Origin of the sequence: Microbulbifer sp. SAOS-129_SWC, assembly GCF_039696035.1 — a bacterium.
Classification (GTDB): Bacteria; Pseudomonadota; Gammaproteobacteria; order Pseudomonadales; family Cellvibrionaceae; genus Microbulbifer.
This window is the reverse complement of sequence record NZ_CP155567.1, coordinates 1,566,597-1,582,572: the sequence shown is the minus strand read 5'-3', so window position 1 is coordinate 1,582,572 and position 15,976 is coordinate 1,566,597. Positions and strand designations below refer to the sequence as shown.

The 15,976-nt window shown below is 64.7% G+C and carries 10 protein-coding genes and 1 tRNA gene; 3 read left to right on the top strand and 8 right to left on the bottom strand.

Annotated features, from left to right (window positions below; genetic code table 11):
* Window positions 1-14: 14 nt before the first annotated feature.
* Window positions 15-605, bottom strand: a complete 591-nt coding sequence (locus ABDK11_RS06705; RefSeq protein WP_346839524.1) for a TetR/AcrR family transcriptional regulator — start codon at window positions 603-605, stop codon at window positions 15-17.
* 106 nt (window positions 606-711) lie between these two features.
* On the opposite strand from ABDK11_RS06705, the gene ABDK11_RS06700 reads away from it, so the two are divergent.
* Window positions 712-1,137 carry an MAPEG family protein gene (locus tag ABDK11_RS06700; protein ID WP_346839523.1) on the top strand — a complete coding sequence of 142 codons (426 nt, stop codon included), beginning with the start codon at window positions 712-714 and terminating at the stop codon, window positions 1,135-1,137.
* A 29-nt stretch (window positions 1,138-1,166) separates the two neighbouring features.
* On the opposite strand, the gene ftsH is transcribed toward ABDK11_RS06700, so the two are convergent.
* Together ftsH and ABDK11_RS06690 are read right to left on the bottom strand one after the other, a co-directional pair.
* A complete protein-coding gene (ftsH, locus tag ABDK11_RS06695) occupies window positions 1,167-3,140 on the bottom strand; it encodes an ATP-dependent zinc metalloprotease FtsH (protein WP_346839522.1) in 1,974 nt (657 codons plus the stop codon).
* A gap of 174 nt (window positions 3,141-3,314) precedes the next feature.
* Window positions 3,315-3,391: transfer RNA gene (locus ABDK11_RS06690), tRNA-Arg, on the bottom strand.
* A gap of 297 nt (window positions 3,392-3,688) precedes the next feature.
* Between ABDK11_RS06690 and ABDK11_RS06685 the strand changes: the two genes are divergently transcribed.
* Both ABDK11_RS06685 and ABDK11_RS06680 read left to right on the top strand, forming a co-directional pair.
* Window positions 3,689-4,393 (top strand): hypothetical protein, encoded by a 705-nt coding sequence (locus ABDK11_RS06685; protein WP_346839521.1) that lies wholly within the window; start codon window positions 3,689-3,691, stop codon window positions 4,391-4,393.
* A 34-nt stretch (window positions 4,394-4,427) separates the two neighbouring features.
* Window positions 4,428-5,255, top strand: a complete 828-nt coding sequence (locus tag ABDK11_RS06680; RefSeq protein ID WP_346839520.1) for a M90 family metallopeptidase — start codon at window positions 4,428-4,430, stop codon at window positions 5,253-5,255.
* A 113-nt stretch (window positions 5,256-5,368) separates the two neighbouring features.
* Here the strand turns inward: ABDK11_RS06680 and ABDK11_RS06675 are convergent, their stop codons facing one another.
* From ABDK11_RS06675 to ABDK11_RS06655, 5 genes are all read right to left on the bottom strand, one after another.
* Window positions 5,369-6,619, bottom strand: coding sequence for a cytochrome c (locus tag ABDK11_RS06675; RefSeq protein ID WP_346839519.1), 1,251 nt, complete (start codon window positions 6,617-6,619; stop codon window positions 5,369-5,371).
* 1 nt (window position 6,620) lies between these two features.
* Window positions 6,621-7,166, bottom strand: a complete 546-nt coding sequence (locus tag ABDK11_RS06670) for a (2Fe-2S)-binding protein (protein WP_346839518.1) — start codon at window positions 7,164-7,166, stop codon at window positions 6,621-6,623.
* On the bottom strand, window positions 7,167-9,974 hold the full coding sequence (locus ABDK11_RS06665) for a molybdopterin cofactor-binding domain-containing protein (protein WP_346839517.1): 2,808 nt from the start codon (window positions 9,972-9,974) through the stop codon (window positions 7,167-7,169).
* Window positions 9,975-10,153: 179 nt separating this feature from the next.
* The gene (locus tag ABDK11_RS06660; RefSeq protein WP_346839516.1) at window positions 10,154-14,149 is read right to left on the bottom strand and encodes a translocation/assembly module TamB domain-containing protein; all 3,996 of its coding nucleotides are present in this window, start codon (window positions 14,147-14,149) and stop codon (window positions 10,154-10,156) included.
* Window positions 14,149-15,933, bottom strand: a complete 1,785-nt coding sequence (locus ABDK11_RS06655) for a BamA/TamA family outer membrane protein (protein WP_346839515.1) — start codon at window positions 15,931-15,933, stop codon at window positions 14,149-14,151. Before ABDK11_RS06655 ends, ABDK11_RS06660 begins: the two co-directional genes overlap by 1 nt.
* Between the last annotated feature and the right edge of the window lie 43 nt (window positions 15,934-15,976).

Here is a 15,976-nt window from a genome sequence, read left to right as displayed (position 1 = left end):
CGCGGCAAGAGCGCTCAGGACTCCGCGGCAGCGGGCGCGGCGACCAGCTGCAGTGCCAGCTGCTCGCAGCTCTGCAGTAACATCCGCTTGCGCTGCGGGTCGGTCAGCGCGCGGCTGACCGTCACCGCGCCAATCATCAGCGCCATGACCGCACCGGCGTTCTCCCGCGCCGGCGCACCTTGCGGCATTGCCTCGCCCAGCACCGCGCTGACTTTCTCGAAAGCGCCGCTGTACAGCTGCCGTATCTCCCAGCGGTCGACGGCGGCATCCGCATTCAGGAAAGACAGCGGACAGCCACCGGACTCGCTGTCGGCATGCGCAGGACTCAGGTAGTGTCGGACAATCTCCTCCAGCTCGCCCGCTTCCGGGGCACCCTCCACGACGGCACGGCCCAGCGCCTGCTGGTCGGCGCCATATTGGAACGCCTCCCGATAGAGGTCGGCCTTGCTGGCGAAATGATTGTAAAAAGCCCCGCGGGTGAGGCCTGCGTCGGCCATCACCGCATCGATGGTCACCCGCTCGAACCCCCGCGTAGTAAACAGGCGGTAGGCGGCGGCGAGAATCGCCTCGCACGAACGGGCCTTGTGTTCCTTGCTGCGCGGCATCTTCCCCATCCCCTTCCAGCACTTTTCCGGCATTTTATATGTTCTTGAACATATAAAAAAAGGGCCTATGGTCGAGCATTCCACGACAATCCCGGGAGCGACATCCATGACGAATATACAGATATTTTTCCCTGCCATTTACCTGGTTGCACTCACCTTCGTGCTGGCGGCTGCCATGGCTCGGGGGCGCCTGCGCGCCGTGTACAACAGGGCAGTCGATCCCGCCTATTACCTCCTGCAACGGAATGGCGCAGAACCGGATCAACTGCGCCAGATGTCGCGCCACTACAGCAACCTGTTTGAACTGCCCGTCACTTTTTACCTGTTGGTAGTCATCGCCGCAGTGACGCAGGCCGCGGACGGGGTTCTGCTGGCGCTCTGCTGGGGTTTTGCGGCACTGCGCACCCTGCACGCCCTGATCCACACCGGCAGCAACCACCTGAAGTATCGAATGTATGCGTTTATGGGTGGGTTCGTCATACTGGCGCTGGCCTGGATGTACCTGACCTATCGTTTGCTCACTCTGGCCTGAAAGTTTGGGCGCGGAAAAAGTACGCCAATTCAGGAGTGGCGATCAGGTTTTTGAGCGGGTGAGGCTTTGCCGCGCTCGTCCGGTCGCTGAATAATCCGCTGGATTTCCGCCGCTTCCAGCGTTTCCTTTTCCAGTAGCGCCGCCGCCAGCGCATCCAGCTGTTCACGGCGTTTCTCCAGCAGCGCAATGACCTCCTTCTCGATACCGCTGACCAGCGCGGTGATCTCCTCGTCGATGGTCTGCGCCGTGTGTTCGCTGAAATCCCGCTGTTGCGCCATTTCCCGGCCGAGGAAGATATGTTCCTCGCCGCGGCGGAATGCCACCGGGCCGATCTTCTCGCTCATGCCCCAGTGCGTGACCATATGCCGCGCCAGGCGCGTGACCTGCTTCAGATCTTCCTCGGCGCCGGAACTGACTTCGCTGAACACCACTTTTTCGGCCGCGCGGCCGCCGAGCATCACGCCGATACGATCGCGCAGGTAACTGGGCTGCAGGTTGTGGTGCTCCTCCTCGGGAATCTGCTCGGTGGCACCGAGGCTGCGGCCGCGCGGAATGATCGTTGCCTTGTCGAGAGGATCCGCATGGGGCAGCACGCTCGCCACCAGCGCGTGGCCGGACTCGTGGTAGGCGACAATCTTTTTCTCCTGGTCGCCAATCACCATCTCGCGCTCGCTGCCGAGCACGACCTTGTCGCGCGCCTCCAGCATGCAGCCCATATCCACCTCGGATTTGTCTTCGCGCCCGGCCAACAGCGCCGCCTCGTTGATCAGGTTTTCCAGATCCGCACCGGAAAAGCCGACTGTCAGCGCGGCCAGGCGCTGCAGGTCCACGTCCCCGGCCTGCGGTACTTCCCGCGAGTGGATTTTCAGAATCGCCAGGCGCGCATTCTTGTCCGGCAGGTCCAGCGCGATCTTGCGGTCGAAGCGGCCGGGGCGCATCAACGCCGCGTCGAGCACATCCGGCCGGTTGGTGGCCGCCACCACCACCACCGCCTCGTGGGGGTCGAAACCATCCATTTCCCCGAGGATCTGGTTCAGGGTCTGTTCGCGCTCGTCGTGGCCGCCACCGAGCCCGGTGCCGCGGGCGCGGCCGACCGAGTCGATCTCGTCGATAAAAATGATCGAGGGGGCTTCCTTCTTGGCACTGGCAAACATATCCCGCACGCGGGATGCACCAACGCCGACAAACATCTCGATAAATTCGGAGCCGCTGATACTGAAGAACGGCACATCGCTCTCGCCCGCCAGTGCCTTGGCCAGCAACGTCTTGCCCGTACCGGGCGGCCCCATCAGCAGTATGCCCTTGGGGATCTTGGCGCCCAGCTTGCGGTAGTGGTCGGGATTTTTCAGGTAGCCGGCGATTTCCTGCAGATCGCGCTTGGCATTGGCGAGGCCGGCGACATCGTCGAAGGTCACGTGTGTTTCACCGCGGCGAAAACGCTTGGCGGTGGACTTGCCAAAGCCGAAGGCGCCGCCACCGCCAAATCCTCCGGCGCGTTCCTGCACGCGGCGCCCGGCGTACCAGAGCAGCCCCAGGATCAGGATCCACGGAATCAGGCCGATCATCAGCCGCGACCAGGTGTCGTCGCCCTGCGGTTGCGCACGTATCTCCACGCCGTGATCTTCCAGCAGTGGCATCAGCGCGGGATCGTCCACCGGCGGACGGGTGGTGGTAAAGTGCGTGGCTTCGGGTTTACTGCCGGCGGTTTCCACTTGCCCCTGCACCTGGCTATCCGCGCGCCGGTAGGTACCGAGGATGCGCTGGCCCTGCAGGGTCACACTGGACACACTGTCGCTGCGGACCTTGTCCTTGAATTCGGTATAGGAAATGCTCTGGCGCTGCACCCCGTGCTGGCCCGTGTTCACGAGGAACTGTGTGGTCAGCAGGATCGCCGCAATCCAGATCAGATACAGCGTCCACGGCACCCGCGGCGGCGAAGGTGGCTCTTGCTGGGGCGGCTCGGTGTCCCCGCCCGGCTTGTGGCTGTCCGGTTCGTCTGCCATCACTGCCCCGTGTGGTATCCAGCCCCCGCTACCCGCGGTCAGCCCCACTCTGGAGAAGGACCACGGCCACCCACAGTATAGTTTCCGGCCCCTGTACTCACGTCCGCCACGATGGAGGGACCGGGAAAAGACGCATAAAAAAAGCCCGATCCTTGCGGATCGGGCTTCTTCGTATGGCGCGCTCGGGAGGATTCGAACCTCCGACCGCCTGGTTCGTAGCCAGGTACTCTATCCAGCTGAGCTACGAGCGCGTTGTGGATGCGAACTATAGTGAGTCGGCTTTAGCGAGTCAACTCTTTTTTAATTCTTTTTAAGAAAAAAGCCTTAAAAATCCGCAAGTTACCGAGCTTTCAGGCCGCCCGATGGACGCCGCTTCAGCTCGATAGGGCGCGCATTCTGCCGCGCCCGCTGGCGCTTTGCAAGCCCTATTTTGCAGATGGCCGCAAATAAAGACCGCGCGAACAGAGCCGCGGTGCGGGAACCCGGGGCACGGCCCGCACTCAAACACTGACAGGAAACCTGCACCGTGAAGGATCACTTACCCCGCAATGCACCTCTGCGACCCGGCCCAATTCACAGACGATGCCGCGCCGCCCTCCAAGCGGCCACTGTGGCTGGCACTGGCCGCTGCCCTGCTGCTGCATATCGCCGTGCTCGGTATCCCGCTCGCCAAGCAGGAGGAATCCCGCGAGTCCAGGCGGACTATCGACGTCACGCTGGTAAAACCGCCGGCAAAGCCGGAGCCACAATCCGCACCGCAACCGGATACCGTCACCGCACCGCCACAACGACTGCCACAAATTCCCGCCGAGCGCCAATCGCCCGAAAAGCCCGTTTCCATTGCGCCAGCAGAGCCGGCACGCGCGCCAACGGCGCCGACTGCTGAAACTACTTCAGAATCAAACACGCCGGAACCGAGCACACTGCAACCAAAGACGCTGATCCCCGCAACCGGAGCCGTCGAACCGCCGCGCGACGGCGCCAAGCGCCGCTCCACGGTGTTCGATCCACGCCTGCGCCAACAACTTAGCCACGAGCGCAACAAAGTGAAGAAGTTCAAGCCGCGCCAGGCGGAGTACATGACCAACACCGGCACCTTCATACAGCACGGCGACACCTGCGGTGAGTACCGCGAATTGGTACCGCAGGATATCGACAGCCACGTGGTTCAGTGGTTTAAAATCAAATGCACCAAGCGCCGGCGTCCGCAAGAGGATATCGACCGGCTCGCGCGCAAGTACGGGATTCCTTAAACTCAGGAAAACCCGGCAACTCCGACAAAGCACCATGACCACATTCCTGGCCATTATCCTGCTCGCCCTGCTGATCTGGCTGGTGCCCCTGTACTATCGGCGCTGGCACCGCCACTATCTGCGCGGCAAGCCGCTGTCGGCACAGCAACAGCAATTGCTGGCAGACAACCTTCTGCTCTACCGGTCGCTGTCCGCGCAGCAGCAGCGGGAACTGCAGGCCAATATGGCACTGTTCCTGAACAGCAAGGAATTCGTCGGCTGCGAAGGGCTGGAAGTGACCGAGCGTATGCGTGTGACTGTCGCCGCGCACGCCTGCCTGCTACTGCTCGACCGACCCAACGACTGCTACCCGGACCTGTACACAGTACTGATGTACCCAGACACCTATGTGGCGCGGGAGACCCGTGTGGACAACTATGTGAAATCCACCGAACACAGCGCGCGCGAGGGAGAGGCCCACTACCTCGGGCCGGTGGTACTGTCCTGGGGGGATCTGCAGCAGGACCTGGCGCACCCGGAGCACGGGCGCAATGTCGCGCTGCACGAATTCGCGCACAAACTGGACGAGGAGGACGGCCACTTTGACGGCCGCCCACTGTTTACCGGCACCGCGGCCGGCAAAAACTGGGCGCGGGTCCTGGGGCCGGAATTCAAGCGTCTGCGCGCACTACCGGCCCGGGGCGAGTCGGATCCGGTACTCGACAACTACGGGGCCGTGTCACCGGCGGAATTTTTTGCCGTGGCCACCGAAGCGTTCTTTGTGATTCCCGCCGCAATGCGCGACAGGCATCCACTGCTGTATGACGAACTGCGTGCGCTCTACCGGCTGGATCCGGCCGCGCTGGTCGGCGCGCGCACCTGAAATTCCGGCGGCCCCCGCGGCTATTGTTCTTGCCGCCTTCGTCGGCACGGGCGTCATCGCCATCGGGCACGGCGCGGCAGGCCGGCAAAACAACAGACCGCCCTTGAGAGCGCTCAGTCGTTCTCGCCCAGGTGTCCCTCTTCATCCAGCGCGCGGCGGATCTCCGCCACGTCCTGCGCGCTGATTTCCCCCTTGGCCCGCCCCCAGGCGGCGCGCATAAAGTTGGCAATACCGGCAATCCGCGCATCGCTCAGTTCCCGCTGGAAAGACGGCATGCCGGCGCGGGCGTGACTGCGGTCGCGTCGCTGTTGCGGCAGGCCGCGCAGCATCACCGCCACCAGATTGTGCGGGCTGCGCACACGCACACCGGCATTGGTAGCCATCGGCGGCGCAAACGCGAGGGTGATACCGCGGCCCTCGCGCCCGTGACAACCGCTACAGTAGGCGACGAAGTCGCTGCGCCCCTGCGCAAAGCGCTGCGCCGCTCCGGCAAGGTCCGCGCCCTGCTGCGGCAGCGCCTGGCTGTCGTCGAGCAGGTAGGTGATGATCGCATTGATATCGTCACCGCTCAGCCGGCTGAGGCTGTGCTCGACCACCCGGTACATTTCGCCGAACAGCGTGCCCCGGTCGCTGCTGCCCTCGCTGAACAGTTGCCGCAACTGCGCGCGGTTCCAGCCCTGGCGACGCAGCGCGTGCGGGCGAATATCCACCGCGTCCCAGCCCTCCAGCACATTGCCGGCGAGGGACTCGTCGGTGCGCATCGCAAAGGCGAAATTGCGCGGCGTATGGCACTCGCCACAGTGGCCGAGGACATTGACCAGGTAATTGCCGCGCTGCCACTCATCGCTCTTGTCGGGCGGCCGCGCCAACGGATCCTCGTCCAGGTACAGCCAGTTCCAGATGGCGAGCCCGAAGCGCAGGTTGGCGGGGAACAGCAGCGCATTCTTCGGCGCCTTGTAGCGCACCGGCGGCAGGTTCATGAAGTAGTCATAGAGGGCGGCAATGTCCTCGTCGCTGATCCCCCGGTAAGAGGTATACGGCATGGCCGGGTAGAGGTTGCCGTGCAGCCCCTCACCGAGGCGCATGGCCGCGGTGAACTGCGCCAGGCTGTAGCGGCCGATTCCGGTCTCCTTGTCCGGGGTGATATTGGTGGAATACAGCGTGCCGAACGGGGTCTTGAACGGGCGCCCGCCGATAAACGGCCGCCCGTTCTGCGCCGTATGACAGGCAATGCAGTCTCCCGCGCGGGCCAGGTAGCGGCCGCGCTCGAACGCCGTTTGTGCCTGTGCGTCACTGGCGATGAGTTGCGCAATGACCAGAGCACTCAGCATCGGCAACAGCGCGGCCAGGTTGCAAAGCGACATATCACCCCTCCGATTTCACCAGCCCGGGCGTGGACTCGATCACTTCTTTGACCGCGCGGTAATAGCGCACATAGCCGGTGCAGCGACACACATGCTGCCCCAGCGCCTCGCTGATGGTGTCCTCCAGCCGCGCGGCGGTTACCGGCTCGCGCTTGAGGCGGTCGATCAGCACCGTGGCGGCATTGACGAAACCCGGCGTGCACCAGCCGCACTGGAAGGAAAAGTGGCGCAGGAACGCCTGCTGCACTGGCGACAGGGTTTCCAGTTCGCCTTCGGCGTTGCGCTTGCCGTGCCCCTCCACGGTGGTGATTTTCTTGCTGTTGAAACGCCCCACGTTGTTGATACAGGTGCGCACCGTTTCGAGGCTGCCATCGCCGCGTTCCACCACCACTTCACAGGCGCGGCAGACCCCGATACCACAGCCGAACTTGGTGCCGGTGAGGTTGAGGTACTCGTGCAGGAAATCCAGCATCGAGGTGTACTCGGAAACCTGGTACGGCCCCACCGGCTGGCCGTTGATCGTCATGGAGACGGGAATTCTGGCCATCTACACCTCCGGGTTGAGTGCGCGGCGCAGGATTTCCGGCGCGATCGGCGTATCGTTGAAGCGCCGCCCGGTGGCCTGGAAGATCGCCTCGCTGATGGCGGCAACGATGGGCACCATGACCACCTCGGCAATGCCCTTGTGCGGATCGCTGTCGGACTGCGGCGGCAGCAATTCGTGTTGCTGCTGCCACACCGCCACGTCTTTCGCCAGCGGTACCTGGTAGCGGTTCAGGTTCCAGGTGCCGTTGCCGGCGCCCTCCCCCAGCGGCGGCAGGTATTCGTACAGCGCGTGGCCGATACCCATCGCGGCACCGCCCTCCAGCTGGCCCTCGACCAGATCGCGCACGATTGGCCGGCCGCAGTCCAGGTAGTTCTGCAATGCACGAATCTCCACCGCGCCGGTCCCCTGGTTGACCGCCACTTCGACCAGCGCCGCGCAGGGCGCGTAATAGGTCACCATGGCATTGTTGAGTGCGGTTTTCGGGTAGCGCACGGCGCTGCGCTTTACCACCCGGTATTCGCTCGCCGAGATCGCTTGGGCAGAACCGCCGCGGCGCAGTGCCAGGCCGTCGATCTCCCACGCGCGCCTGTCGCCGTCGATGTCGAAATCGGCATCGGCCCAGCTCCAGCGGTTGAAGGCGTGCACCATGGCACCGGTCACCAGGCCGGCGCGGTGCGCCTCGGCCGCCAGTTTGTCCAGTGGCAGCGACGGCGCCCCCACCAGGTGCAGGGCGCCATCGCGCCACTGCGCCTGCGACGCAGCCAGGTCCGGGCGCTGCCACAGATTGCGCGCCGCCGGGAGCAGCCCGTAGCGGTACAGTATCTGCGCTGCGATGAGCGTGGCGTGTGCCTGGAAGTAGGATGACATGGAGGCGGAACTGGCCATGGCCACCACCGGTGTCCACAGCGGGTTCGGGGACATCTTGTCCTGGTGCGCCTGACTCATGGTGTAGGGGCTTTCAGTCTGAAACTGTTGCAGCGCCTGCCACGCGTCAATTTCCGCCACCCGGCAATCGTCGGCGGCGCGACCGAGCGCGCGCTCCAGCAGCATGGCCTGGGAGGTCTGGGTGCCGGTGCCCATTTCAATAAAGCCCACCGCCAGGGACAGCCTGCCCTGTTCATCGAACTGCACCGCCGCGCTGGGCGCGGCCGCGCCGGTACCGTAGTCCTTGGTGGCGATGGCGAAACCGGTACCGAGCAGATAACCCGGCGTGCGCTCCTCAAACGTTTTCTTGCGATGTCGGCGCTCCTTCCACATCGGGTGCTCGCGCGCGCGCTCGAGTATTTCGCGGTAGCGCGCGCCCACCTGCGGCACGGCGCCCTGGGTATTGCGCCAGCCGGTCTCGGTGGCGTTGCGCAGGCGCAGCTCGATCGGATCCAGCTTCAGCTCGTGGGCGGCCTGATTCACCATCATTTCCATCGCGTTCATGGTCTGCAGCGTGCCGTAGCCGCGCATGGAACCGGAATCCACGTTCATCGAGTAATAGGCGACGGAGGAAATATCGTTGCGCGGAAAGTAGTAGATACTCTGCAGGGCGCTGGCACCCACCATGGCCACACTGGCGCTGAAATTCTGGCGACCACCGCCGTCCGCTTCCATCTCGGCGATCAGCGCCTGGAACTTGCCGCTCTTTTTGTCGATGGCGAGGGTGTTGTTCATCTGGAACGGATGGCGCTTGAGCCCGGTCTGAAACTGCTCGAAGCGATCGTTGGCGAGACGCACCGGGCCGCGGCCGAACAGCGCCGCCACCAGCCCGTAGTAGGGAAAAATCGTGTGGTCCTTACCGCCAAAGCCACCGCCGATAAAGGCGGAGTGCACAACGATATTTTCAATCGCCCCGGCAAAATCGCTGGCCGCAATAAGATGCGCAGTCATCTCCTGGAAATCCTGTGGCGACTGGGTGGTAAGCACCAGGTGCAGGGTCTTGCCGTCGCGGTCGAGCCAGCCGTTGGCCGCCTCCGGTTCCATCATCATCGGCTCGACGATCTGGGTGCGGTAGGTCTCGCGCACCAGGTGCCAGTCACCGGTCGCTTCGCGCCCCTCGATTTCGTCGCGAATCTGATTGGCGTAGAAAATTCCGCGGGCACTGATATCGCCATTGCGGTTGGCGCTGGTCGGCCACTGGGCGCGGTGATTGCGATAGCTGGGAAAGAAGAGGCCGTCCTGCAGCGGCGAGTAGCGGTCCTCGCCGGTGGGGCCGCCCTCGCCCTCCACGCGGATAATCCGCCAGCTACCATAGGGGTTGCGCTGCAGCGCCGCAGTCTCGTCGCCGTAGCGGATCACATCGCGGTTGAATTGCAGGGCCTGCTTGGCGGTGGCGTATTTCTCGAAATCGTCGAACAGCAGTATCGCGGCGGCGTGACCGTAGTAGTGCGGCGAATCCCCCTGCGCCAGTAACATCGCCTCGCCGTAAAATGGCGGCAGTGCAATGCCGTTGTCGGCCAGGGTTTGTGCGGTGATGCGCGCGTAGGGCTGGGCATTCGACGGAATCTGCGCCCAGTCGAAACCGTCGAAACGGCGCTCGACCCGGTTGCAGCGCAGCGCCAGGGCGTAGTGCTGCGCATCCGGCCAGCCGGGCATATCGCGGGCGCGGTAGTCGCGGCCGAAAATTTTTGCGCCGCTGACCTTGGCCGCGCCATCGGTGCGAAATGCCGGTCCGCGGTCCACGCCGCGCCAGTCCGGGCGGCCGCTGCCGCCGACCTGGCCGGCGCGGCTGGCTTGCCACAGGGCCGGGGCGGCAAACAGCGTGATGCCGGCAACGGTGCAAAGCTTGATAAATTCGCGCCGACCCGGGCGAAATCCTTCCATGGTATTTCCGGTTTCGGTATGTGCGGAGGTGGTAGCGTCCGGCGACGGTCAGCCGTGCCGGACAACGCCGGGCAGCCCAGTGAAGAAGGGGATCGATACACGCGCGGCGGCCTGTTTACCGTGCGCCACGCACAATGCGCCCGCTACCAACCCCTCCAGGAACGCTAAAGCCTGGAAAACTAATAGTCGTTTTTCCACTGTAGCTCTACACTGCCGGCGCCGCTTTCGTCGCTGTCGGCGGATTTGATCTGCAGGTTGAGGTTGTGGCGCAATTCTATCTGCATCTTGGCTTCCCACGGATTGAGCGGGTCGGTACTGCGCTGCAATTCGATATAAATGCGATTGGTGATGTATTTGCCCAGGCTGAGGGCGTATTGATCGCCGTCTTCGCTGTTTTCACGCTGCAGGTCGAGCGTATCCACCCCCAGCAGCTCGCGGGTTTTGGCCACCGGGTCGAACGCCGAGCCGCCGCTCTGCAGCGTGCGCACCACACTGACCAGCCGCACCGCCTGTAGCGGCGAGATGTCCGACAGCGATTTGCCAAACAGGAGCTGGGCAAAGATCTCGTCCTGCGCCGCCGCGGGAACGGAGCTGAATGTCACATCGAGATCGTCCTTGGCGCCGCTCAGGCTGCCGGAAATCTCCGCGGTAATACTGCCCTCGCTGTACTCGTACAGCCCCTTGACATAAATCGCAGCGACATTGTTTTCAAACTGTACCTGCCCTTCCTGCAGCTCGAAGCGCTTGCCCAGCAGATCGAAGTTGCCGCGCACGATTTTCAGCGCACCGGAGGCCTGCGGCTCGGCCGCGGTGCCGGCGATATCCACCTGGCCGCGCAGCTCGGAATTCAGCCCCAGGCCACGCACATAGGATTGCTGGTCCACCACCACGCGGATCGCCAGCGCGATCTTTTCCAGCAGTGGCGGAGCCTGCTCCAGTTGTGGACCATCCACCTCCACTTCCACCACATCGATTTCCGGCACACTGCTGCCAATCAGCTGCTCGATCTGCACCGACAGCGGCCGAAGTTTCAGCTCGCCGGCCAGCTGGGCTTTCTCGGTGGTGCCGGCCAGTTTCAGCTCACCGGACACGGCACCGCGCACCGCCGGTGTATTGAGCAGGTGCAGCTTTCGCGCGCGCAGGGCGAAATCCAGCGCCGGCGCGCCGGCGCCGAAGCGCACCGCGCCGGCCAGGTCGACGCTGCCCTTTTCGCCATCCTCGGCGTGGGCGCGTTCGATGCGCCACTGCTGCGGCGTCAGCCGCGCCAGCAGTTCGATATTGCGCAGGCGGGTATTGCTCGGCCGGTGCTCGTAGTCGCCGCCGCTGAGCTGGATGCGGCCGTCGAAGTTGGGCTGTGCCACGGTGCCGTCTGCATCGAGGTTGAAATCCAGCTGACCGCGCATGGCGTGAATTTCCGGATCGATAAACGCCGCCAGCGCCGACAGATCGGCGCTGCCACGGCTGGTCAGGCGCAGCGGCAGCGGTGGGCGCTCACTGCCGGCGGGATGCTGGGCAAACAGCTGCGCCAGTATCGGCGCTATCGCCAGCTTGCCCTGTAGCGTTGCGGCGCGGCGATCACCGCGCTCGGCGTCGAGGTCGATCAGCAGGTTTTCACCGCGGGTCTGCCAGCCCAGCACCAGGTTCAGCGGGCTGCTGCGGTCACCACCGCCTTCGACACGCAGTTCGCCGTGCAGCTCGGGTTGCTGCGGGCTGCCCGCCGCACTGGCGCTCAGTGTCACGTCACCGCGTTGGGTCAGCTCCAGGGGCAGATTCAGATCGAGATCGGCGAGATGGGCGCGGCCGCGCAGCTCCAGGTCAAGCTGCTTGGCATTGAGGCTGCCGTTTACCGACAGCTGGTTGCGCTTGGCCCACAGCAGCTCCACTGCCGACAGATCGATGCGCCCGCCGCCATAGCCCAGAGTGCCCTGCAGCTGCCACGGCTCGCCGCGGAACTCCCCCAGCGCCAGCAGGTTGACGCCGGCCTCGGGGCTGGTAAATGGCCCGCTGAAGCGCCCGTCGATACTGACCTGGCCTTCCAGGGACGGCGGCAGCTCCGCCCCGGCCAGGACCGCCAGCGACAGGGGAATATTGCGCCCGGCGACCGTGCCGTTGGCGCGCCCGGCGCGCGGCTCGATGACACCGCTGACTTCGAGCCAGGCGTTGCCGCCCAGGGCCCGCGCTTCCCGCGCCAGCGCTTCCACCTGCACTGCGGGCAGCGGGCTCTGCCGCGGCACCGGTTTTTTGGCATCACCGCGCGGCCGCGCCGGCAACAGGGATTGCGGCCCGCGCAGCACCTTGGGCTCGTAGCGGCGCGCGCTCGCATTGCCGCCACTGAGCTCAAGGCGCAATTGTTGCAGGGTAATTTTATCCAGATCCCCGGCGGCGCCGCCGCGCAGGGTGAAACGCTGTTGGCGGTACTGGCCGTCGGTATTGATTTGCGCGCGCAGCTGCGGGTTTTGCCACGGCCCCTGCACGCTGAGCTTCGTATCGGTATTGAGCGACACGCCTTCAGCGGCGGCGATACCCAGCTGCCGGGCGGGGCGGAAATCGCGTGCCGCCAGGTCGAAGTCGAGCTGCAGCGCCTGACCGGCGATATCCACTGCGCCGCCGCCACTGAGGTCGAGTCCCTCGCTGACCAGATGCAGCTTGCGCAGCTCGAGCTCGCGCAGATCGCCCTGCACCTGCAGGTTCAGCGTCGCCGGCAGGTCCCGGTAACTGGGGCTGGCCGCCAGGGTGGCGCGCAGCGCCGGGTTGTCCCACGGCCCCTTGGCGCTCACCTGCAGGTCTTTCAGGGTACCGCCGAGATCGGGGGGGATCTCTACCTGTTCAGTGCCCGGCAACACCGCCAGCAGGTGGCGCAGCTGATCCACGGTGAGCTGCCGCACCCGGCCGCGCAGATCGAGGGACTTGTGCCCCACATCGACGCTGCCATCTACCGCCAGGCGCGCGTCGGCGTAGTCGAGCGTGGCCGCCTGCAGGTTGATCACCTGGTCGCGTGTCTGTACCCGCCCCTGCAACCGCAGCGGCTGCGCGCGGTAGTGGCTGCTCAAATCGACGATACCCGACACCGCCGGCAGCGACAGCGGCCCGCGCAGCGACAGATCGGCGGTCAGCCAGCCGCCCTGGAGGTAGTCCTGCCAGGGCTGTGAGATCGACAGCGGCAGTTTGTGCAGCTGCACCTCCGCATCCACTTTATCGGCGCTGACGGATCCGGCAATGCGGTGGCGGGTATCGTCCACGGCCAGCTGCAGTTCCTTGCTCTCTACTTTCCACGGCGACAGGGTCACCGCCGCGCGCCCGGAGAGCGCAAAGTGGTGGTTCACCAGGGGCAGGGAAAATTCCTCCACATCGATCAGCAACTGGTTTTCCCGCGGCTGCCACAGGCGCAGCCGCCCGCGCGCATCCAGCGCCTGGCCCTCGGGAAGCTGCAGGTAGCGGCCGACAAACCCGCCGGCATCCTCGCTGCTGTTGAATTCCAGCAGGAAACGCTGCTCCTCGACCTCGCGCCCGCGCAGCTTGAATTTCAGCCCGGCGCCACCCAGTTCGCGGATATTCAGCTGCACGCGGCTGTGCTCGCCGCTCCAGTGATAACCGCCACTGGCCTCAATAGCGAGGACCGGCAGATCCGCCACGCGACTGTCGGCAACCTCGAGGCGCTCGACACGCAGCGCGCCGAGACGCATTTGCGGCAGCGACAGCGGCCCGGCTTTTTTTGTCGCAGTTGCTTCCGCGCCCTGCGACTGGGCCTCGATCAGTTCGCGCAGCACGTCGTCGTCGAGCCGCAGCAAGCTGGCGGCGACGGTATCGATACGGATGCGCTGGTGCAGCAGGCCGCCGAGATCGACATCCAGCGCCAGGTCGCGGGCACCGACCATCGCTTTGCCGCGGTACTCGACCTGCAGGGAGGGAAAGCGCCAGTCGCCCAGGTGTGCACTGGCGATCTGCGGTGCGCGGATGGCGAGATCCGGCACCAGCTTCTGTGCCGCAAACAGCCCGGTGCGCGTTAGCGCCACGCGGCCCGGTTCGGTGCCGAGCAACAACAACAGCGCCAGCAGCAGGACCAAAAACAGGCTCAACAGCAGCGACAGGCGCCCGCCCAGGGCGCGACCGAGACTGCGCAGCAACACGCTGAGCGCGCGCAGGTAACCGCTTGCCAGGGCCGCCAACCAGCGCATCAGAACGCCTGCCCCAGGCTGACATAGATCTGCAGATTGTTATCAAGGCCCTCGCGGCGATCGAGCGGAAACGCGATATCGAGGCGCAGCGGCGCAAAGGAAGTGAAATAGCGCACGCCGAAACCGGCGCCCCAGTAAAGATCGGAGAAATTCGGGTTGGGATCGGCGTAGGCGTTGCCGCCATCCAGGAACAGCACGCCCCCCCAGGTATCACTGAAACGCAACCGGCCCTCGAGGGAGATTTCACTCAGCGCGCGCCCTCCCACCGGGTCACTCAGCGTCGGCTTGCCGCCGGGTTCTTTCGGCGGCAGCAGCAGTCGCGGTCCCAGCGCCTGGTAGCCGTACCCGCGCACCGATCCACCGCCACCGGCATAGAAACGCTCGTCGGCAGGCACTTCGTAATTGTCGAGTCCGGTGATCACCCCGGCCTTGAGCCGCAGCGCCAGCGTCGGTTTGTAGCGCCAGTCCGGCGCCGTCTTGTAGCCGGTCAGCACCAGGGTGTTCTTGAAGAAGCGGGTGTCGGAATTACCCAGGTCCACATAGGGGCGGATTTCCAGCGCCGCGGTGGCGCCACTGCGCGCATCCAGCAGGTTGTCGGTGGTATCCCACTTCAAGCCCAACGGAAATGACAGCAGCCGGTAACTCTCGCTCTGCCCCAGCTGTTCGTCCACCTGGCTGAATTTGAGTTCGGTACCGATGCTGGCGGTGCGGTGCTTGGTCAGGCGGCGCGAGACCGTGGCGCCGAACTTGAGCGCGTCGGCGGTATAGGAATCGCGATCCTCGCTGGAAATCTCGGCGCTGGCGGTTAAGTTCTGCTTGTCCTGCAGGAAGCGCGGCACCAGCAGGTCGCCCTTGAGCTTCTGCAGCACCGGGTTGACCTTGGTTTCCACCTCGATTTTTTCGCCGCGATGCAGGACGTTGCGATGCTCCCAGCCGGCGGAGACGCCGGCGCCTTCGCTGGAGGTATAGCCGACCCCGAGCTTGACGGTGTGATGGCGGCGTTCGCGCAGCACGAAGGTGACATCCACCAGGCCGTTGTAGGGTTCGGAGATGCGGCTATTGGCGCTGGCGATCAGGTTGGTGCGCAACAGGCGCAGACGCGCGGCGTCGATTTTGTCGCGATTGAAGCATTCGCCACGCTCGATATGCAGCTTGCCCTGCAGAAAGTCCGGCTCGACCGAGGTCAGGCCCTCCATGCGCACCTCGCCCACTCTCACTTGCGGGCTGGGCGCCACGCGGTATTCGAGGCGCGCGGCAGTTTCGCTGTGAATGACCGTGGCGCGGTAGCTCACATCGATTTTCAGCAGGCAGGCATTTTCGCCCAGGTATTTCTCGATCGCCTTGACGCCGGCGAGCACTTTACTGGCCTCGAGTGGATCCCCCACCTTCAGCGGCAGGCCGGAAAAGCCCCTGCGCAGGTGCGCGGGCATATCCAGCCGGATTTCCTTGATATGGTACTGGTCACCGGCGGTGACCCGGTAGGTAATGCCATCGGCGCTGACGAATTCGCGCACGCGGCCGTCGTAGTAGCCGCGCGAGCGCAGCAGCTTTTCCAGGGTACCGCGCTCGTAGCGGGCCACGTCGCGCGGGTCGTCGTAGCTCTTCAGCGCGGCATTGTTCTTGCGCAGTTTTTTCAGCTCGTCGCGCAGCCAGTGCTGCAGGTCCCGGTCGCCAGCGACGCGCACCTTGTAATCCGGCAGGTGGTCAAAGAAAGGAATGGCGAGCGCCGGCTGCCAGGCCGACAGCAGCAGTCCCGCCACAAGGATACCGATGAATACGCGCAAGGATCTCTTCCGTGATTACCTGTTATTGCCTGATCAGGCTGTT